This is a genomic window from Brevundimonas sp. R86498, assembly GCF_044598075.1.
Classification (GTDB): domain Bacteria; phylum Pseudomonadota; class Alphaproteobacteria; order Caulobacterales; family Caulobacteraceae; genus Brevundimonas.
In genome coordinates this window covers 62,222-80,842 of the sequence record NZ_CP139004.1, presented here as the reverse complement: position 1 = coordinate 80,842, position 18,621 = coordinate 62,222, and the positions used below count along the sequence as shown (strand labels likewise).

Genomic DNA, 18,621 nt, shown 5'->3' with positions numbered 1-18,621 from the left:
GGAATCATCAGCCATGTCGAAGCTAAGCCTGAATCAAAGTCTGCTCGCCGCCGTGAGCGTCGCCGCCATTTCCGCTGCGGCCACGCCGGTCGTCGCCCAGGACGCCGTCTCGGCGCTGGACGACGTCATCGTCACGGCCCAGAAGCGACAGCAGTCGGCGGTGGATGTGCCGATTGCCCTGACGGCCTACACTGGCGAGTTCCTCCAGACCATCGGCGTGCAGGAGTTCGAGGAGCTCTCGCTGTTCGTTCCGGGCTTCGAGGTCCAGAACCAGTCTCCCAACAACCCGGGCTTCGTCGTTCGCGGCATCACGTCGGACTCCGGTGAGGCCACGACCGAGCCACGCGTCTCGGTTTTCCAGGATGGCGTTTCGATCTCCCGCTCGCGGGGCTCCTATATCGAACTGTTCGACAACGAGCGGATCGAGATCGCCAAGGGTCCGCAGTCGACCCTCTACGGACGGGGTGCCCTGATCGGGGCGGTGAACGTCGTCCAGAACAAGGCGGTCCTGGACGATTTTAGCGCCTTCGCCGAGGCCGAGGTCGGCAACTATGAATACTACATGGTCGGCGGTGCGCTGAACCTGCCGCTCGCGGACGGTCTGGCCCTGCGTCTGTCGGGACGGGTCAAGTCGCGGGAAGGATTTGTCGAAAACCTGCTGGGTGGCGAGGACTTCAACTCGACGGACACCCGCGCCTTCCGCGCCGCCCTGCGGGCCCAGCCCAACGCGCGGATGACCGCTGACCTTATCGTCAATGTGCAGTTCGACGATCCGAGCGGCACGTCGTTCAAGTCCCTCAGCTTCTTGCCGACCGATCCCAACACCGGCGCGGTGCTGGGTGACCTGGGCCGGAACACGGGTGCCGCCCTGAGCTCGGCACCTGGCTTCGAAAATGACCAGCCGCTCGGCCTCGACCGTGAAGTGTTCGGCGTCACCAGCCTGGTCGAAATCGAGATCAGCGACGCCCTTTCCCTGTCGTCGGTCAGCGCCTTCCGTAGCTTCAACGGCACGGAGGTCTTCGATCCCGACGGCTTCTCCCTGCCGGTGTTTGTCTTCGCGGAAGACGCCAAGGGCGACATGGCCAGCCAGGAACTGAGACTGAACTTCGACAACGGTGGCGCGATCACAGGTTTTGCCGGCGTCAGCTATTTCTGGGAAGACGGATCGCAGCGCGTGCCGCTGCGGGTCAATGAACGTGCCTTCGCCCTCCTGAACACGGCCGGCGGCCTGCCGCGTCCGAACGGTCTTTCCTTGACCCTGATCAACAGCATTCCTGATCTTGCGGTGCTCAAGACCAATCACACCGAGACGTTCACCAACTTCGGCGAGACCAAGGCGCTGGACGTGTTCGCGGACGCCACCTGGGCCGTGACCGATCGACTGGAGCTGACGGCAGGCGTGCGGTTCACCAGCGAGGACAAGACCTCGGGCTATTCCGCGACCCTCGACAACGGGCGGTCGGTGCTTGGCAGCGGGGCGTCGCCGGTCGGCCGCGGCCTGATCATCCAGCCGACTGTGCCGGGCGGCCAGTTCTCGTCGATCGAGGACGATGGCGTCACCTACCGGGCGGTCGGCCGGTTCGAACTCACGGACGCGGTCAACGTCTTTGCATCCTGGGCCACGGGTCGCCGGCCCAAGGTTCTGGGTGTCAGCGGACCGACCGCACCGGGCGGTGCCGTCCGGTTCAGCGAGCTACCGTCCGAAGAGGTGGAGAGCTTCGAGATCGGGGCCAAGGGCGAGTTCTTCGGCCGTACCCTGTCGCTCGACGGCTCGTACTACGACTACAGCTATGAGAATTTCCAGACCAGCATCCGAAACGATGCGGGCCAGATCGTGCCGATCAATGCCGGCGAGGCCTCGTCCTACGGCTTCGAGGGTCAGGCCAGCTGGAAGCCGTCGCAGCACGTCGAACTGTTCGGCAACTATGCCTACAACCACTCGCGGTTCGACATCGGGATCTTTGCCGGGAACAGCTTCCGCCTGTCGCCGGACCATTCCTATGCCGTCGGCGGTCGTTTCACGGCCCGGGCCCTGGGCGGTGAGTTCGCTGCCGTCCCGACCTGGACCTGGCAGTCGAAGGTGTTCTTCGACAACAACAACGACCGCACCGATCTGCAGACCACCGACCGGATCGTGGACGAGTTCCAGGACAGCTACGGCCTGCTGAACCTGCGGCTCAGCTATGCGCCGGACAACGCCAACTGGCAGGTGGAAGCCTTCGGTTCGAACCTGCTGGAGGAAGAATACATCAAGGACGCCGGCAATACGGGCGACAGCTTCGGTATCGCCACCTTCATCGCGGGTGAGCCGCGCTACTACGGCGTCGGCTTCTCCGTCCGCTACTAGGCCGAGATCCGGACACGAAGGGGCCGCGCCGCAAGGCGCGGCCCTTTTTTCGTATCAGGACGCCGCCTTCATGGGGCGGCCGTACACGGGATCCAGGTCACCGGTGGCGTAGCGTTTCGCCATCTGGGCGGTGGACATCGGACGGATCGACGAGGCCTGGCCCTCGCAGCCGAACTGCTGGAAGCGCTCCTGACACAGTTTGCGCATGGCCTCCTTGGCCGGCTTCATCCAGGCGCGGGGATCGAACTCGCCGGGCTTCTCGGCCAGCAGCTTTCGCACCGCGCCGGTCATGGCCATGCGGTTGTCGGTGTCGATATTGATCTTGCGCACGCCGTGTTTGATGCCGCGCTGGATTTCCTCGACCGGCACACCCCAGGTCTGGGGCATCTCACCGCCGTACTGGTTGATGATGTCCTGAAGGTCCTGCGGCACCGACGAGGAGCCGTGCATCACCAGATGGGTGTCCGGCAGGCGACGATGGATCTCCTCGATCACATGCATGGCCAGCACCTCGCCGTCCGGCTTGCGGCTGAACTTGTAGGCCCCGTGGCTGGTGCCCATGGCGATGGCCAGGGCATCCACCTTGGTCTGGCTGACGAAATCGACGGCCTGATCGGGATCGGTCAGCAGGGCGGCGTGATCCAGAACGCCTTCGAATCCGTGGCCGTCCTCGGCCTCGCCCATGCCGGTTTCCAGCGAGCCCAGCACGCCCAGTTCGCCCTCGACCGAGACGCCGCAGGCATGGGCCATCTCGACCACGCGGCGGGTGACATCGACGTTGTAGTCGTAGTCGGCCGGGGTCTTGGCGTCTTCCTTCAGGCTGCCGTCCATCATGACCGAGGTGAAGCCGTACTGGATGGCGGTGGCGCAGGTCGCCGGCCCGTTGCCGTGGTCCTGGTGCATGCAGACCGGGATGTGCGGATACAGTTCGGCCAAGGCGTCGATCAGCCGGGCCAGAACGATGTCATTGGCATAGGACCGGGCCCCGCGGCTGGCCTGGATGATCACGGGCGCGTTAACCGCGTCCGCCGCCTCCATGATCGCGAGGCCCTGTTCCATATTGTTGATGTTGTAGGCCGGCAGGCCATAATCGTTCTCGGCCGCATGGTCGAGAAGCTGTCGCAGCGTGATGCGCGCCATGGGGAGTGGCTCCTGAGGTCTGGTTTTTTGCCGGTTTAACGACCGGAGGGCCTCAAGTCACGCCGTGTTACAGGCGAAAGCCGGGCTATTCGGCGGGGTGAGTTCGACGCCATTCGTCGCGGATGGCCTGCTCGCGTGCCATGTCCTTCTTCCAGCCGCGCGCCAGCCATAGCCAGATGGCCGTGATCGTGCCGCCGCCGATTATCCCCGCGATGTGCGGCAGCCAGATTGGATCGATCGCCATGATCATTCCTCCAGGTCCCGGAGCACTCTCTGCGCGACGAGATGCGCCAGACCAAATATAGTCCAAACGCCCAGAAATGACAGGGTTGAGCCATCGTCGGCCGCACTGAGGACCGGCGTGACGAAGCCGATGCCAAAGACCGCGAGACCGATCGTGTTCAGCGTTGTCGCCAGCAGCTTGCGCTGCTCGTTTCGAGCCGCCTTGCCAAACTGACGCGGCTCGAACGGTTCGCTCATTGGCGTAGCGCTTCCACTCCCGGAAGGGGCTTGCCCTCCATCCACTCAAGGAAGGCCCCACCGGCGGTGCTGACGAAGGTCATGTCGCCGACCACGCCCGCATGATGCAGGGCCGAGACCGTGTCACCGCCCCCGCCGACCGCGACCAGAACCCCGGCCTTGGCCAGAGCCGCGGTGTGATGGGCGACGGCGACCGTGGCGGTGTCGAAGGGCGGGACCTCGAACACGCCCAGCGGGCCGTTCCAGATCAGGGTCTTGGAGGCGGTCAGGGCCTCGACCAGCCGGGCGACGGTGGCGGGGCCGGCGTCCAGGATCTTGTCGTCGGCCGCCAGAGGCTGCCCGGCCATGACCGGGCGGCTGGCCGCGCCAGGCCTGACCTCGGTAGCGACCACGAAGTCGACGGGCAGGAGGATCTCGCAGCCCTTCGATTTCGCTTCGGCGATGATCGCCAGCGCCGTGTCGGCCATGTCCCGCTCCGCGAGGGAGCCGCCGATGTCGATCCCCTGGGCGAACAGGAAGGTGTTGGCCATGCCCCCGCCGATGGCGAGCCGGTCCAGCTTGCCGACGAGGTTCTTCAGCAGGTCCAGCTTGGTCGAGACCTTGGCCCCGCCGACGATGCCGATGACCGGCGTCTTCGGATTGCCGAGGGCGGCGTCGAGGGCGTCCAGCTCGCGGCGCATCGACTCCCCGGCGTAGGCCGGCAGCAAACGGGCGAGGCCCTCGGTCGAGGCGTGGGCGCGGTGGGCGGCGGAGAAGGCGTCGTTGACATAGAGGTCGCCGAGGTCGGCCAGTTGCCGGGCAAAGGCCGGATCATTGGCTTCCTCTCCCGCGTGGAAGCGGACGTTTTCCAGCAGGATCACCCCGCCCGCGTCGAGGTCGTTGATGGCCGCCTTCGCCTCCTCGCCCACGCAGTCTGTCGCGAACCGCACCGGCGCGCCCAGCAGATGCTCCAGATCATCGACCACCGGCTGCAGGCTCATGGACGGCACGGCCTTGCCTTTCGGCCGGTCGAAATGGGCCAGCAGGGCCACCTTCGCGCCAGCGTCGCGCAGCTTGTTGATGGTCGGGATGGCGACGCGCAGGCGGGTGTCGTCACTCACCTTGCCGGCCTCCATCGGGACGTTGAAGTCGACGCGGACGAGGGCGGTCTTGCCGGCGAGGGAGGGGGCGTCGTCGAGGGTGCGGAAGGTCATTGCGTATCTCCAGTTCCCTCTCCCTATGGGAGAGGGAGCCTCTCTCTACATCAACTTCGCCATCACCAGCGCCGTGTCCGCCATCCGCGTGGCAAAGCCCCACTCATTGTCGTACCAAGTCAGGACGCGGGCCAGTTTGCCGTCGACGACCTGGGTCTGGGGCAGGGCGGCGGTGGACGAGGCGGCGATGTGGTTCAGGTCGGTGGAGACCAGGGCCTCGTCGGTGACCGCCAGCACGCCCTTCATCGGCCCGTCAGCGGCGGCCTGAAGCGCGGCATTGATCTCCTCGACCGTGACCTCGCGGCCGGCGACGACCTTCAGGTCGACGACCGAGACGTTCGGGGTCGGGACGCGGATCGAGGATCCGTCCAGCTTGCCCTTCAGCGCCGGCAGCACCAGCCCCAGCGCCTTCGCGGCCCCGGTCGAGGTCGGGATCATCGACAGGGCGGCGGCGCGGCCCCGATACAGATCCTTGTGCATCGTATCCAGCGTCGGCTGGTCGCCGGTGTAGGAGTGGATCGTCGTCATATAGCCGCGCTCGATCCCGAACAGGTCGTGCAGCACCTTGGCGACGGGGGCCAGGGCGTTGGTGGTGCAACTGCCGTTGGAGACGATGATGTCCTCGGCGGTCAGGGTGTCGTGGTTGACCTTGTAGACGATGGTCTTGTCCGCCCCGTCGGCCGGAGCCGAGACCAGCACCCGCTTCGCTCCGGCCTTCAGGTGGGCCGACGCCTTGTCCTTCGAGGTGAAGATGCCGGTGCATTCGAAGGCGATGTCGACCTTCAGCTCGGCGTGCGGCAGGTTCGCCGGGTCGCGCTCGGCCGTGACCTTGATCTTGCCCAGGCCGACATCGATCCAGTCGTCGCCGTGCTCGATGGTGCCGGGGAAGCGGCCGTGGACGCTGTCGTACTTCAGCAGGTGGGCGTTGGTGGACACCGGGCCCAGGTCATTGATCGCCACCACCTCGATGTCGCGACGGCCGTGCTCGACGATGGACCGGAGCACAAGGCGGCCGATGCGGCCGAAACCATTGATGGCGACGCGGACGGTCATGGGCGGTGTCTCCTGAAGCGGTGTTTTTCGTTGGCGCTTCAATGGAACCGGCAGGCCCGGGGATCAACCCCGGCCGCGATCACAAGGCGAAAGACCGTGTAACGGCTCAGCGCGTCAGCGGAAGGGTCAGCCGGGCCTCCAGCCCGCCCCCGGCGCGGTTCGACAGCGTCACATCACCCCCCGCAGCCCGCGCAGCCTGTCGCGCGACGGCCAGCCCCAGCCCGGCACCCCCGGTCTGCCGGTTGCGGGACCGCTCGCCGCGATAGAAGGGCTCGAACACCGCCTCCAGCTCCTCCACGGCCAGACCGGACCCGGCATCGGAGACGGTGATGACGGCCAGATCGTCCTGGCGGAGAGCCGCGATCTGAGCGCTCCCGGCGAACTTCAGGGCATTGTCGATGAGGTTCGAGACCGCACGGCGCAGGCCGGCGGGATCGCCCTCCACTGGCAGCGCATTGTCGTCACCCTCGATGGTGACGGCCGCCCCGGTTTCCTCAAAGCCTGCGACGCAGTCGGCCGCCAGCTTTGACAGGTCCAGCGGTTCGCGGCGCTCGGCCCGGGTCTCGCCCCGCGCAAAGGCCAGGGCCTGACCGATCAGGGCATCCATCTCCTCAACATCACTCGCCATGCGGTCGCGCAGGCCGTCCGGAGCCTGTTCCGCCCGGAACCGCAGTCGGGTCAGGGGTGTGCGGAGATCGTGGGCGATGGCGGCGATCGTCTGGGTTCGCTGGCGCATATGCTGGCGGATGGCGGCCTGCATGTCGTTGAAGGCCGCGATGGCGGTGCGGACCTCCGTCGGCCCGGACGGAACCAGCGGTTCGGCGTCCGGATCGGCCCCCAGTCGCTCGGCCGCCTGCGCAAAGGCCCGGATCGGGCGGGTCAGTCGCCGTGCCATCAGCCAGACCACCGGGGTCAGCAGCAGGGCCGTGATCCCGAGGGCCATCAGCAGCCGCGCCTGCCAGGGGTCGATCCAGCCGCGCGGCGGTTCCACGGTCGCCCACTGTCCATCTTCCAGCCGCACCGAGGCGGAAAAGGGCGCAAAGGTCAGCCGGTCGGCAAGGACGGTGAAGCGGATCTGCCGGTCGGCCGGCCGAAGCATCTGCACCGTCACATCCGGCGTGGGGCCCGGTGGTCCTTCCAGCGACTGGCGACGGGCCAGCGCCTCGCCCAGAGCATCGGCGACCGCCTGCGGGTCCGGGGCCTGTCCCTCTGCGCCGGTCTGGGCGGGGAGGGTGAAGCGAATGGGGGCCTCGGGATCTCCGGGCATGGGCGGGGGCTGCCCCTCCTCTTCGCGCCTCCACCCGCCACCGAAGGGCCGACGAAGGGGCTCCGTGGCCAGCTGGACCCGCACGGCGGTCTGGGGGCGTTGAAGGCGCTGGGCGACGGCGAAACGGATTGCCGCCGCCAGAGGATCCGGAGACTGCGTCGCCAGCCCCGGCTGCGGCGACAGGCGGCGACGCAGCGGACGGCCATCGGAGGTTTCCGCAGGCCTGCCCATCAAGGCATCGGCCGCCGCGCGGACGCTGAATCCCGCAGGCTGTGGCGGGGGCGCGGTCAGAACCACGGTAAACAGCACCAGCTGGGACGCCACGACCGAGAACAGCGCCAGCAGGGCGACCTGAACGACGACGGGCATGGAAGTCCGACGCTTTGTCATGATCGGCTGCCCGATGGGTCTGCCCGCCGCACCTTGGCATCGAAGCGATAGCCCGCCCCGCGAATGGTGACGATCAGCTCCCGTCCGGAGCCGTCGTCCAGCTTCTTCCGCAGCCGGCTGATCTGGACGTCCATGGCCCGGTCGAACACGTCGGCCTCCGTCCCCCGCGCCGCCTCCAGCAACTGGTCGCGCGTCAGGATCCGGCCCGGCCGTTCAGTAAAGACATGCATCAGGCTGAACTCCCCGGTCGACAGGGGCACCACGCCACCGTCTGGCCGGACCAGTTCGCGGCGCAGCAGATCCAGCCGCCAGCCCTCGAATGTCAGGGCGGCCCCGGCCGGCCCCTCGTCCTCGCGCGGCCGCCGCAGGACGGCGCGGATGCGGGCCAGCAGCTCGCGCGGATTACACGGCTTGGCCAGGTAATCGTCGGCCCCCAGTTCCAGCCCGACGATCCGGTCGGTCTCCTCGCCCATGGCCGACAGCATCACCACAGGAGGCGTCCCCGACAGCCGGCGTACAATCGACAAACCGTCCTCGCCGGGCATCATCAGGTCCAGAACGATCAGATCGGTCCGCCCTGCGGCGAGGGCCCGGTCCATCTCGACGGCCGACGCGGCCGCGCGCGTCTCGTAACCGTGCTGACCCAGATAGTCGCACAGCACCTCCCGGATGCCGGGGTCATCGTCGACGACGAGGATGCGGGCGGTCGGCTGGCTCATCATCCCTTCATGCCCCGTCCGGTGGGCCGGGTCATTTCAGCGTTGAAACAATTCTGCAGACCCCTGAAATCCACCGGACAGGCGGCCATGGTCCAAGGCGTGATCGAAACCTGCCGGAGATCAGCATGTCCATCGCTTCCATTGCCCTGGTGGCAGTCCTTGCCCTGCCGTCCGGCCTTCAGGACCGGGACGCCCTTCAGGCCGGACTGGCCGATGCCCTTGGCGCCGACAGTCCCTCTGATGTCCGGGTGATCATGATCGGCCGCCCCGAGGGGCCCGGCCGACTGGATCCCGACGGGGACGGGATCGTGACGCGCGATGAGTTCGTCGCCCCGACCGGAGCGGCCTTCGACCGTCTCGACACCGACCGCGACGGACGCCTGACACGCGCTGAACTCGCCGCGGCTTCCGGACCCGACCTCAACGGACCGGGCGTGCACGTCATGCGGCTGGACGGAAGGGGGGCCGGTGGTCCTGCCGGCGACGGACGGGTCTTCATGTTCCGTCACGGCGGCGAAGACGGACCGGGCCGGGACGGGCCCGGACGCCCCCGGGTCGAAATCCATCGCATGGGCGGCCCCGAGGGTCATCGCGGTCTGGATGCGGACCGGGACGGCAAGGTCTCCGAAGCCGAGTTTCTGGCTACCTTGCGCGATGTCTTCCGCAGGCTGGACAAGGACGCAGATGGCGCGCTGTCCGGAGATGAGAATGTGTCGGATACGCCTCCGCCGCCACCCGCCGCGCGCTGAGTCCGTCCGCAGGCCCCGGGGCCGGCATCGTCGCTTGAGCCCGGCGTCCGCCCCGGTCTAGGCTGGCGCGATGACTGTGATGCTCCGCCCCGCCCTGTACCGCCTCGCTGCCGGGCTCGCGGTCGCCGCCTGTCTGACGATGGCGGCGACCGCGCCATCGCAGGTCCGGGCGGACGAGGCCCCGGTGGCCGCAGGCGACATATCGCCCCCCTCCCGCGAGCGCGTCCGCATGAATGCCCGCGTCTTCGACGCCGTCTGGGACACGGTCCGGCGCAGCTATTACGACCCGGACCTGCAGGGCGTGGACTGGCGCGAGGCGCGTCAGACCTTCCGGCCCCGGGCGATCGCCGCCCCCGACGACCGAGCCCTGTATCGCGAGCTCAGCGCCATGCTGGACCTGCTGGATGACGATCACGCCGGAGCGGCGTCCCCTGCTGCGGTTCGCCGTCAGGACACGGCCCGGACGCGACGGGCTGTCATGGGAGTGACGCTCGTCCGGCAGGACGGGGATCTCTGGCGGATCGAGTCCGTCCGGTCGTCGTCCCCGGCCGAGGCGGCCGGTGTTGAGCCGGGCTGGGTGCTCCAGGCCGTGGACGGCCAGTCCTGGGGTGTGGATTTCGACGTCGAGGATGGCCAAACCCTGCGGCTCGACCTGACCGACAGCGCCGGCATGGCTCGCCAGGTCTCCGTGACGCCGCGCGTCATGGATCCAGTTCCCGCCTTCAGCGCGGACACCTCACGCCCCGGCGTGGTCGTGCTCCGGATCGAGGCCTTCGAGCGCGGGCTGGGGCGCTGGCTGGGCGAGCGTCTGGCCGCGATCCCGGCCGGGACCGATGTGATCCTTGACCTGCGCGGCAATCCTGGCGGCCTGTTGCTGGAGGCGGACGCGGCCCTGTCCTGCTTCCTGCCGGCGCAACAGGAGTGGGCCACCCGCATCTCACGCGCTGGCCGGCCGGTCGCCCTCAGCATCATGCCCGGCTGTGGCAGTCTGTCGGGCCCGATCCCGAATGATGTCGCCCTGCTGGTCGACGGTTCCAGCCGCAGTGCCGCCGAGCTGACGCCGGCCGCCCTGCAGGAGGCGGGACGGGCGCTCGTGGTGGGGGAGCCGACGGCCGGGTCGGTCCTGATCTCCCAGGACAGCCCCCTCCCGGACGGAGGTCGGCTGACCCTCAGCCGGGCCGACTACGTCACGGCGGGCGGCGTGCGGCTGGAGAAGCGCGGGGTCACGCCTGACCTGGTGGTGGTCCGGACCCCCGAAGATCGCCGGACTGGCCGGGATCCGGCGCTGGACGCCGCAGTGGCGGCCCTGGCACTGGAACCATCGGCGCAACGTGCCCGGGCGGCCGAGGCCCGGCCTAGCCTTTGACCGGTCGGACCCGGCTGGCGGCCAGGGTGGCCCGCTCGCGGGCCTGATCGGTCGTGTCGCCCCGTGCCACAGCCACCCCCATGCGCCGGCGCTCGAAACTCTCGGGCTTGCCGAACAGGCGCAGATCGGCCGTCGGCACGGTCAGGGCTTCGGCCACCCCCTCGAAGGCGATCCCGACGGCGTCGATCCCCCCATAGATGACCGCGCTGGCCCCGATGTCGCGCTGGCTGACATCGACCGGCAGCCCCAGAATGGCGCGGGCATGCAGGGCGAACTCGCTCTGGGTCTGGGTCGCCAGGGTCACCAGACCGGTATCGTGGGGCCGGGGCGAGACTTCCGAGAACCAGACCTGATCGCCCCTGACGAACAGCTCGACCCCGAACACGCCAAGCCCGCCCAAGGCCTCGGTGACCTTGCGCCCGATCTCCTGCGCCGCCGTCAGGGCGGCCGGGCTCATCGCCTGGGGCTGCCAGCTCTCGACATAGTCGCCCTTGACCTGCCGGTGGCCGATCGGGGCGCAGAAGTCGGTCACCACGACGCCGTCCCGCATCGAACGGACGGTCAGAAGGGTGATCTCGAAATCGAAGTCGATCCGTCCCTCAACGATGACCCGGGATGTCTCCACCCGGCCCGAGGACTGGGCATGGGTCCAGGCGTTGGTGGCGTCCTCGAGGGCGTCGATCATCGACTGGCCCTTGCCGGAGGACGACATCACCGGCTTGATGAAGACCGGCAGGCCGATGCGGTCGGCCGCCTCCGCCAGCTCCGCTGCGGATCCCGCAAAGGCATAGGGACTGGTCGGTAAGCCCAGCTCCTCGGCCGCCAGTCGCCGGATGCCCTCGCGGTTCATGGTCAGCTGGGTCGCCCGCGCCGTGGGGATCACTATGGCCAGACCGGCCGCCTCGATCTGGGCCAGGACCTCGGTGGCGATGGCCTCGATTTCCGGCACGATGATGTGCGGGGCCTCGGCCAGGATGACCCCGTTCAGCAACTGGGGGTCTGTCATCGGGATGACGTGGCTGCGGTGGGCGACCTGCATGGCGGGCGCATTGGGATAGCGATCGACGGCGATGACCTCGACGCCCAGCCGCTGCAGTTCGATGGCCAGTTCCTTGCCCAGTTCCCCGGCACCGAGAAGCATGACGCGGACGGCGCTGTCCGACAGGGGGGTACCGAGTTTCATGGGTCTGTCTCCGGGGGTCAGTCTGCGGGCGGGGGTGCGGCGTACAGCTGCCGGAAGGCGTCCAGTGCGGCCCCATGATAGATGGTGGCATGGGTTTCGTCGGGTCGCGGCTGGAAGCTCCAGGTCAGGCCGGGCAGGGCGTGGTCCCGCAGGTGGCCGGTCAGGGTCCCCATCAGCGCCTGCGCCTCCGCGCCCTCATCGCCAACCGTGAGGATCAGGGTGCGGGCATCGTTCGAATGGTCGCGCAGGTAAGCACCCGACTGTCGCGCCAGCTGCCCGCCATCCCACCACAGGCTGGGGCTGACGGCGACATAGGCGTCGAACATCTGGGGTTCCTTGAGGAAGGTCTCGACCACGAACAGGCCGGCCAGCGACTCCCCCATCAAGGCCGTCTCCCCGCTGGTGCGGAAGCGGGCTTCGATGAAAGGCAGGACCTCCTCGGCGACGAACCGCCGGAACCGCGCGGAATCGCCCTGCGTCGGATAGCGGGCGATCAGCTCGGGATCCTCGGTCGGCAGGGCCAGTTCGTTGCGTCGGTCCAGCGAGGCGATGCCGACCACGATCACATCCCGCGTCGTGCCATTGACCGAGCCCAGTTGGGCCAGACCGGAGATATGGTGGAAGTCCTGCCAGGTGGTCCCGCCGTCCAGCAGATAGAGCACAGGATAGGTCTGGCCGCCTTCACCATAGCCCGGGGGAAGCCAGACATTGATCTCGCGTGGCCCACCCATGATGAGGGAGGGCAGGGCCCAGGACTGGCCGATGACGATCGGCGTGGGCTCGGGCACCGTCTGGGCTGCGGTTGGCGTGGCCGTCCCGAACAGCAGCATGAGCCCGATGAGGGCCGCGAGGTTTCGCATCAGGCGGTGCCCGGAATGTAGGGACCGCCGGGCGCGCCCCAGGTCCATTTCGGCATGGGAGACGACGGCGGCAGTTCGACCCCGGGTTGGGAGTTGATCACGGCCAGCCTCGAGCCCCACTCCAGATAGCCAACGAAGGCCGAGCGGAACTCGGCGTCGTCGGCCATGCCCACGGCATCGGCGGTATCGAGCAGCAGGTCGAACCAGCGTCGCCGCTGGGCCTCGGTGAGATGCCGGTTCAGGTGATGACCGATCATCCGCACATGGCCATGCCCCGAGGGGTCGTACAGCGTCGGTCCGCCCAGCACCTCGCCGATGAAGTCAGCCACGTGGGCGGGGTGCTCCGGATCCATATGGCCGAAGACCGGAGCCAGAACCGGGTCCAGCGCGACCCGCCGATAGAATTCCGTCGTCAGGCCCAGAAGCGCCTCGCGGCCTCCGACCCAGTCATACAGGCTCGGCGTGTCTGGCATGATCGATCCCCCTGTCCAACCAGTTGGAGGCGGCCAACCGGCACCGCAAGATCAGAGCCGCGCCCTGGCCGCCGCCACGATCGCTTCGGCCGTGATGCCGAACTCGCGGTACAGGACCTCGGCTGGCGCGGAGGCCCCGAAGCCGCTCATGCCGATGAAGGCCCCGTCCTCGCCGATGAACCGCTCCCAGCCCTGCTGGATCGCGGCCTCGACCGCGATCCGCACCGTGCCACGCCCCAGAACCGAGGCCTGGTAGGCGGCGTCCTGCTGCTCGAACAGCTCGAAGCACGGCACGGACACGACCCGCGTCGGCGTGCCCTCGGCCTCCAGCGTTTCCGCCGCCTTGAGCGCCAGGGGCACCTCCGTGCCCGTGGCAAACAGGGTGACCTTCGCCTCGCCCGAAGCCGCCTTCAGCTCATAGGCACCGCGCGCCGACAGGTTCTCGTCCGAGGCGGTCAGGCGAACGGCGGCGGTCTTCTGGCGCGACAGGGCCATGGCCGACGGCGTCGTCTTGTTTTGCAGCGCCAGAGACCAGCACTCAAACGCCTCGACCGTATCGGCCGGGCGGAACACCATCAGGTTCGGAATGGCCCGCAGCGCCGCCAGATGCTCGACCGGCTGGTGGGTGGGCCCATCCTCGCCCAGACCGATCGAATCGTGGGTCAGGACGTGGATCACCCGGATGCCCATCAGGGCCGCCAGACGGATCGAGGGCCGGCTGTAGTCCGAGAACACCATGAAGGTGCCGCCGTAGGGGATGACGCCGCCATGCAGGGCCATGCCGTTCATGGCCGCGGCCATGCCATGCTCGCGGATGCCCCAGTTGACGTAGCGACCCTCATAGGTCGGGGCGTCAAACACCGGGGTGCCCTTGACCAGGGTGTTGTTCGATCCGGTCAGGTCGGCCGAGCCGCCGACCATTTCCGGCACAGCGCCGAACAGGGTCTCCAGCGCCGCGCCCGAGGCCTGGCGCGTGGCCTGGGCGGGCTTGTCCTCGATCAGCCGGGCGATGCCGGCGTTCAGGGCGTCGAAGGCCCGTTCCGGCAGGTCGCCAGCCATGGCGCGGGTGAACTCACCTGCCTGGGCTGAAGCCGCAAGCCGAGCCTCCCAGGCCTTACGGTCCTTCGCGCCCCGCTTGCCGACCTTCCGCCACGCTTTCTCGACGGCCTCGGGCAGCTGGAAGGGCTCATGCGTCCACGACAGCCCAAGCCGGGTCGCGGCGATCTCGGCGGCCCCGAGCGCCGCCCCGTGCGTCTTGTGGCTGCCTTCCATCGTGGCGGCCCCCCGCCCGATCTTCGTCTTGCAGGCAATCAGGGTCGGCCGATCCTGTCTGGTGGCCCACTGCAACGCCGCCTTCACCGCCTTCATGTCGTGACCGTCGACGGCCTTGACCGCCCAGCCGGCGGCCTTGAAGCGTGCCTTCTGGTCGGTGGCGTCCGACAGGCTGACCGCTCCGTCGATGGTGATGGCATTGTCGTCCCACAGGACCGTCAGCCGGTTCAGCTGATAACGGCCGGCCAGGGCGATCGCCTCCTGCGAGACGCCTTCCATCAGGCAGCCGTCTCCCGCGATGACCCAGGTGCGGTGGTCAACGAGATCCTTGCCGTACTTGGCCGCCAGATGCCGCTCGGCCATGGCGAAACCGACGGCATTGGCCAGCCCCTGACCCAGTGGCCCGGTCGTGGTCTCGACGCCCGGCATATGGCCGTATTCGGGATGGCCTGCGGTTTTCGACCCCCACTGGCGGAAGTTCGACAGCTGTTCGGTGGTCGCCGCCTTGTAGCCGGTCAGGTGCAGCAAGGCATAGATCAGCATGGAGCCGTGGCCCGCCGACAGGATGAACCGGTCCCGATCGACCCAGTCCGGGCGGCTGGCGTCGAACTTCAGAAACTTCGAGAACAGCACCGTCGCCACGTCGGCCATGCCCATCGGCATGCCGGGGTGGCCGCTGTTGGCCTTCTCCACCCCGTCCATGGCCAGCACACGGATGGCGTCCGCCATCTGGCGCGGCGTGGCTTTGTCGGTCTCGGTCTGGGCGGCGGCCACGGGCAAATCTTTCGTCTGGGGGCGGAAAAGGCGGGCGGCGCCGCTTTACCGCGCCGTCCCGGCGGGTTCTATACGAAATCTGGAGGAAACGATGGCCGATGCCACGACTGCCGCACGCGACAGGATCGACCGGGCCCTCACTCTGCTGGAAAGCAAGGTGAAGGCGTTGAAGGCACGCCCGGCCTCTTCGCAGGCTGTGGCGGACGATGACCTGTTCGCCATCCCCGCACCCGGTGCCGCAGCAGACGCGGCGCGCATCGCCGCGCTCGAAGCGGCCGGTCACGAGGCCTCGGCGGCCCTGGCTGCGGCGGCCGGGGCGATCCGCGAGGTCCTGGCGGGCGAAGACCCTGAACCGGACGGAACCACCTGATGGCCACGGTCACGGTGGAGATCAACGGCCGTCCCTATGCCGTCGGCTGTGCTGATGGTCAGGAGGAGCGCGTCCGCATCCTGGCCAAACAGTTCGACACCCATGTGCGCCAGGTCGCGGCCGACGTCGGCCATGTCGGCGACATCCGTCTGTTCCTCATGGCCGCGCTAGTTCTGGCCGACGAGCTCCATGAAGTGCGCATGACGAACGGGTCTGGAGCCACCGCCCTGTCGGCTCCGGCGGGTGCCATGTCTCCCTCCCCGGCTGAACCCGGTGTGGCCGAGGCCCTGAACGCCGTCGCCGCCCGGATCGAGAAGATCGCCCAGGGCCTCTAGCCGCCATTGCCGCCCGGCCCCATCACGCCTATCTTGTTTGGCGGCGGGTCAGCTGTGGCTCACGTCGAAGGCAACACATCCTCGCGGCCTTAATTCACTCGAAGGGATCTGTCCCTGTCTGACCTCGTGGGGTCGGGTACACGGAGCCCACCTGGCTACCCAGGCTCGAGAGGATTTAAACCGTCCTTCACGGCTCTCATGGCGCCGCCAACCTCACTCCTTATCTCAGTGCTACCGGTCGGCCCGGCGACTTCTGCTTGAGCGCGCGTTCAGGCGAGCATAGGATCATCAGGTCTTTCAGGAGCACCCCATGAAGTACGGCTGGTTTGGTCCAAGACGTTTCGGCTGGGGGGTCTCGCCCGCCAGTTGGGAAGGCGTGCTGGCCACGGTGGTCTTTGCAATCGTGTTCATCGGCGCGCTGACCTGGTTCGAAGGCGCGCTTCTCGGCTGGCTCTCGGCCCTGGCCGTCTTCGCGGTTTTTCTGGTCCTCGTGAACCGGACCTATGATCCTGAGGCCAGGACGCCGTTCTGACACCCCCTGATAAGGTCAGCCTGCGCGCCGAAGCCCGCGCGATCCGAAAACGGCTGAGTCAAACCATCCCGGACGCGGCCGACAAGGCCGCCGCGCAGGCCGCGGATCTCCCGCCCGGACGGGTCATCGCCGTCTATCGCGCCGTGGGTTCCGAACTGGATCCAGCCTCTCTCGCCCGCGCCCTCGTCGCAGCCGGTCGCGACCTTTGTCTCCCGGTGGTCCTCGAGCGCGACACCCCCATGATCTTCCGTCGCTGGTCGCCAGGGGACCCGCTGGAGCCAGACACCGCGGGCTGCCCCGCGCCGCTGCCGCTGGCGGAGATCGTCGACCCGGACCTGGTCATCACGCCCCTGCTTGCCTTCGACGATTTCGGCGGCCGGCTGGGGCAGGGGGGCGGCTACTATGACCGGACCTTCGCGGTGCGGCCCACCGCGATCCGGATCGGCCTGGCCTTCGCCGGACAAAGGGTCGACCGGTTGCCGGTCGAGGCGCATGACATCCGCCTGCACGGCGTACTGACCGAAGCTGGCTATCGACCCTATCCCTTTGACATATCCCGGCCGTCGCCCTAGGAGATGGGCGATGAACGCCCCCTTCAAGCCGCCGCTGAAAGCCACGGTCTTCACGTCCAACCGGTCCCAGGCGGTCCGCCTTCCAAAGGCGGCCGCGTTTCCGGATCACGTGAAGGAGCTCCGCGTCATCAGGGAGGGGCGCAGTCTTGTGCTGGTTCCGGCAGATGCCGTCTGGTCCGACTTCCTCGCGGGACCCGCCGGGGACATCGTCGAGCCGGACGACCCGATCGACGACACGATCGCCGGGCTCTGATGCTGCGCTATTGCCTCGACACCAATATCTGTGTCCGTCTGATCAGAAATCGGCCGCTCATCGGTGGCGTGCTCGAGGAGCGGATGAACGCCCACGCCGATGGTCTGGCGACCTCGACGGTCGTGCTCACGGAGTTGCTGCATGGTGCGGCGATGTCCGCCAATCCCCGGCGCGAGCGCGACTTTGCGGTCAGCCTCCTTGCCCGGATGTCTGTGCTGGATTTTGACGCCGAGGCTGCGGAACATGCGGCGGATATCAAGGCCGACCTTCAACGCAAGGGCCTGCTCATCGGCGGCAACGACATCCTGATCGCCGGCCATGCGCGCAGCCGCGGTCTGATCGTCGTGACCGGCAACCTTCGAGAGTTCGAGCGGGTCGAAGGCCTGCGTTGTGAAGACTGGCCGACCGGCCCAACCATGAAGACGACAAAATGAGACTGGCCTTCTTCGGCGATGTGATCGGCAAGTCCGGTCGCGATGGCCTGTCCGACCACCTGCCCGGCCTGAAGCGCGTGCTCGGGCTCGATTTCGTCGTGGTCAATGCCGAGAACGCCGCTGGCGGTTTCGGCATTACCGAGAACACGGCGAAAGAGCTGTTCATGGCCGGGGCCGATTGCCTGACGCTGGGCAACCACTCGTGGGACCAGCGCGAGGCCCTGACCTACATTGTGCGCGAGCCGCGCCTGATCCGGCCGGCCAACTATCCCCGCCTGATGGATGCGCCGGGCGCGGGAGCCAATCTGTTCGAGACGCCGTCCGGCAAGACCGTGTTGGTCACCAACGTGCTGGGCCGGATTCATATGGACCCCAATGACGATCCGTTCAGCGCCGTGGACCGCGAACTGAACGCCTGTCCGATGGGCGTCGCCGCCGACGCCATCATCGTCGACATGCACGCAGAGGCGACCTCGGAGAAGATGGCCATGGGCCATTTCTGCGACGGCCGCGTCTCGCTGGTCGTCGGCACCCACACCCACGTCCCTACGGCCGACGCCCAGATCCTGCCCGGCGGCACCGCTTATCAGACCGACGCCGGCGGCTGCTGCGACTATGACTCCGTCATTGGCAACGAGAAGGAAGAACCTCTGCGGCGGTTCACCACCCGCATTTCCGGCGGCCGCTACGTCCCCGCCCACGGCCCGGCCACCATCTGCGGCGTCTATGTCGAGACCGACGACCGCACGGGCCTCGCCACCCGCGTTGAGCCCATCCGTGTGGGTGGCCGCCTCAGCCAGCATATCCCGGCTGCCGCCTAGGCCATGATCGAGCGGGCGTTGCCTGCACTCCGAGCGCA

Annotated in this window: 21 protein-coding genes; 10 read left to right on the top strand and 11 right to left on the bottom strand. The window is 68.0% G+C overall.

Translation table 11 applies throughout. The features are described from left to right. Window positions 1–13 precede the first annotated feature (13 nt). Entirely contained in the window at window positions 14–2,347 is a 2,334-nt protein-coding gene (locus SJY26_RS00405) for a TonB-dependent receptor (RefSeq protein ID WP_396594206.1), read from the top strand. Window positions 2,348–2,401: 54 nt separating this feature from the next. Here the strand turns inward: SJY26_RS00405 and fba are convergent, their stop codons facing one another. The 7 genes from fba to SJY26_RS00370 all read right to left on the bottom strand — a co-directional run bounded on the left by fba (window position 2,402) and on the right by SJY26_RS00370 (window position 8,589). Then, window positions 2,402–3,487 (bottom strand): class II fructose-bisphosphate aldolase, encoded by a 1,086-nt coding sequence (gene fba / locus SJY26_RS00400; RefSeq protein ID WP_396594205.1) that lies wholly within the window; start codon window positions 3,485–3,487, stop codon window positions 2,402–2,404. 85 nt (window positions 3,488–3,572) lie between these two features. Next, entirely contained in the window at window positions 3,573–3,731 is a 159-nt protein-coding gene (locus tag SJY26_RS00395) for a hypothetical protein (RefSeq protein WP_396594204.1), read from the bottom strand. Window positions 3,732–3,733: 2 nt separating this feature from the next. Further along, on the bottom strand, window positions 3,734–3,967 hold the full coding sequence (locus tag SJY26_RS00390; protein WP_396594203.1) for a hypothetical protein: 234 nt from the start codon (window positions 3,965–3,967) through the stop codon (window positions 3,734–3,736). Beyond that, entirely contained in the window at window positions 3,964–5,160 is a 1,197-nt protein-coding gene (locus SJY26_RS00385) for a phosphoglycerate kinase (RefSeq protein WP_396594202.1), read from the bottom strand. Before SJY26_RS00385 ends, SJY26_RS00390 begins: the two co-directional genes overlap by 4 nt. Before the next feature lie 45 nt (window positions 5,161–5,205). Continuing rightward, window positions 5,206–6,213, bottom strand: coding sequence for a type I glyceraldehyde-3-phosphate dehydrogenase (gene gap, locus SJY26_RS00380; protein ID WP_396594201.1), 1,008 nt, complete (start codon window positions 6,211–6,213; stop codon window positions 5,206–5,208). 106 nt (window positions 6,214–6,319) lie between these two features. Continuing rightward, entirely contained in the window at window positions 6,320–7,849 is a 1,530-nt protein-coding gene (locus tag SJY26_RS00375; RefSeq protein WP_396594200.1) for an ATP-binding protein, read from the bottom strand. A gap of 17 nt (window positions 7,850–7,866) precedes the next feature. Continuing rightward, window positions 7,867–8,589: a response regulator gene (locus tag SJY26_RS00370; RefSeq protein WP_396594199.1), complete on the bottom strand. Its 723-nt coding sequence runs from the start codon at window positions 8,587–8,589 to the stop codon at window positions 7,867–7,869. 125 nt (window positions 8,590–8,714) lie between these two features. Here SJY26_RS00370 and SJY26_RS00365 point away from each other — a divergent pair, with 125 nt between their 5' ends. Together SJY26_RS00365 and SJY26_RS00360 are read left to right on the top strand one after the other, a co-directional pair. Next, the gene (locus tag SJY26_RS00365) at window positions 8,715–9,338 is read left to right on the top strand and encodes a hypothetical protein (protein WP_396594198.1); all 624 of its coding nucleotides are present in this window, start codon (window positions 8,715–8,717) and stop codon (window positions 9,336–9,338) included. A gap of 70 nt (window positions 9,339–9,408) precedes the next feature. After that, window positions 9,409–10,704, top strand: coding sequence for a S41 family peptidase (locus SJY26_RS00360; protein ID WP_396594197.1), 1,296 nt, complete (start codon window positions 9,409–9,411; stop codon window positions 10,702–10,704). On the opposite strand, the gene purT is transcribed toward SJY26_RS00360, so the two are convergent. Genes purT through tkt form a run of 4 tightly spaced genes read right to left on the bottom strand, consistent with a single transcriptional unit; the run spans window position 10,694 to window position 15,221 of the window. Next, on the bottom strand, window positions 10,694–11,887 hold the full coding sequence (gene purT / locus SJY26_RS00355; protein ID WP_396594196.1) for a formate-dependent phosphoribosylglycinamide formyltransferase: 1,194 nt from the start codon (window positions 11,885–11,887) through the stop codon (window positions 10,694–10,696). The genes SJY26_RS00360 and purT overlap by 11 nt on opposite strands. Window positions 11,888–11,904: 17 nt before the next feature. Continuing rightward, the gene (locus tag SJY26_RS00350) at window positions 11,905–12,747 is read right to left on the bottom strand and encodes an alpha/beta hydrolase (protein ID WP_396594195.1); all 843 of its coding nucleotides are present in this window, start codon (window positions 12,745–12,747) and stop codon (window positions 11,905–11,907) included. Continuing rightward, entirely contained in the window at window positions 12,747–13,220 is a 474-nt protein-coding gene (locus tag SJY26_RS00345; protein ID WP_396594194.1) for a group II truncated hemoglobin, read from the bottom strand. The genes SJY26_RS00350 and SJY26_RS00345 overlap by 1 nt, the downstream gene beginning before the upstream one ends. Before the next feature lie 51 nt (window positions 13,221–13,271). Beyond that, window positions 13,272–15,221 carry a transketolase gene (gene tkt, locus SJY26_RS00340; RefSeq protein WP_396595679.1) on the bottom strand — a complete coding sequence of 650 codons (1,950 nt, stop codon included), beginning with the start codon at window positions 15,219–15,221 and terminating at the stop codon, window positions 13,272–13,274. Between the two features lie 136 nt (window positions 15,222–15,357). On the opposite strand from tkt, the gene SJY26_RS00335 reads away from it, so the two are divergent. The 7 genes from SJY26_RS00335 to SJY26_RS00305 all read left to right on the top strand — a co-directional run bounded on the left by SJY26_RS00335 (window position 15,358) and on the right by SJY26_RS00305 (window position 18,583). Continuing rightward, a complete protein-coding gene (locus tag SJY26_RS00335) occupies window positions 15,358–15,636 on the top strand; it encodes a hypothetical protein (protein ID WP_396594193.1) in 279 nt (92 codons plus the stop codon). Beyond that, window positions 15,636–15,971: a cell division protein ZapA gene (locus SJY26_RS00330; RefSeq protein WP_396594192.1), complete on the top strand. Its 336-nt coding sequence runs from the start codon at window positions 15,636–15,638 to the stop codon at window positions 15,969–15,971. The genes SJY26_RS00335 and SJY26_RS00330 overlap by 1 nt, the downstream gene beginning before the upstream one ends. Before the next feature lie 310 nt (window positions 15,972–16,281). Next, on the top strand, window positions 16,282–16,503 hold the full coding sequence (locus SJY26_RS00325) for a hypothetical protein (RefSeq protein ID WP_396594191.1): 222 nt from the start codon (window positions 16,282–16,284) through the stop codon (window positions 16,501–16,503). After that, window positions 16,500–17,075: a 5-formyltetrahydrofolate cyclo-ligase gene (locus SJY26_RS00320; protein ID WP_396595678.1), complete on the top strand. Its 576-nt coding sequence runs from the start codon at window positions 16,500–16,502 to the stop codon at window positions 17,073–17,075. Before SJY26_RS00325 ends, SJY26_RS00320 begins: the two co-directional genes overlap by 4 nt. 10 nt (window positions 17,076–17,085) lie before the next feature. Beyond that, the gene (gene vapB, locus SJY26_RS00315) at window positions 17,086–17,328 is read left to right on the top strand and encodes a type II toxin-antitoxin system VapB family antitoxin (RefSeq protein WP_396594190.1); all 243 of its coding nucleotides are present in this window, start codon (window positions 17,086–17,088) and stop codon (window positions 17,326–17,328) included. Continuing rightward, the gene (locus SJY26_RS00310) at window positions 17,328–17,762 is read left to right on the top strand and encodes a PIN domain-containing protein (RefSeq protein ID WP_396594189.1); all 435 of its coding nucleotides are present in this window, start codon (window positions 17,328–17,330) and stop codon (window positions 17,760–17,762) included. Before vapB ends, SJY26_RS00310 begins: the two co-directional genes overlap by 1 nt. After that, on the top strand, window positions 17,759–18,583 hold the full coding sequence (locus tag SJY26_RS00305) for a YmdB family metallophosphoesterase (protein WP_396594188.1): 825 nt from the start codon (window positions 17,759–17,761) through the stop codon (window positions 18,581–18,583). The genes SJY26_RS00310 and SJY26_RS00305 overlap by 4 nt, the downstream gene beginning before the upstream one ends. The last annotated feature ends 38 nt before the right edge of the window (window positions 18,584–18,621 follow it).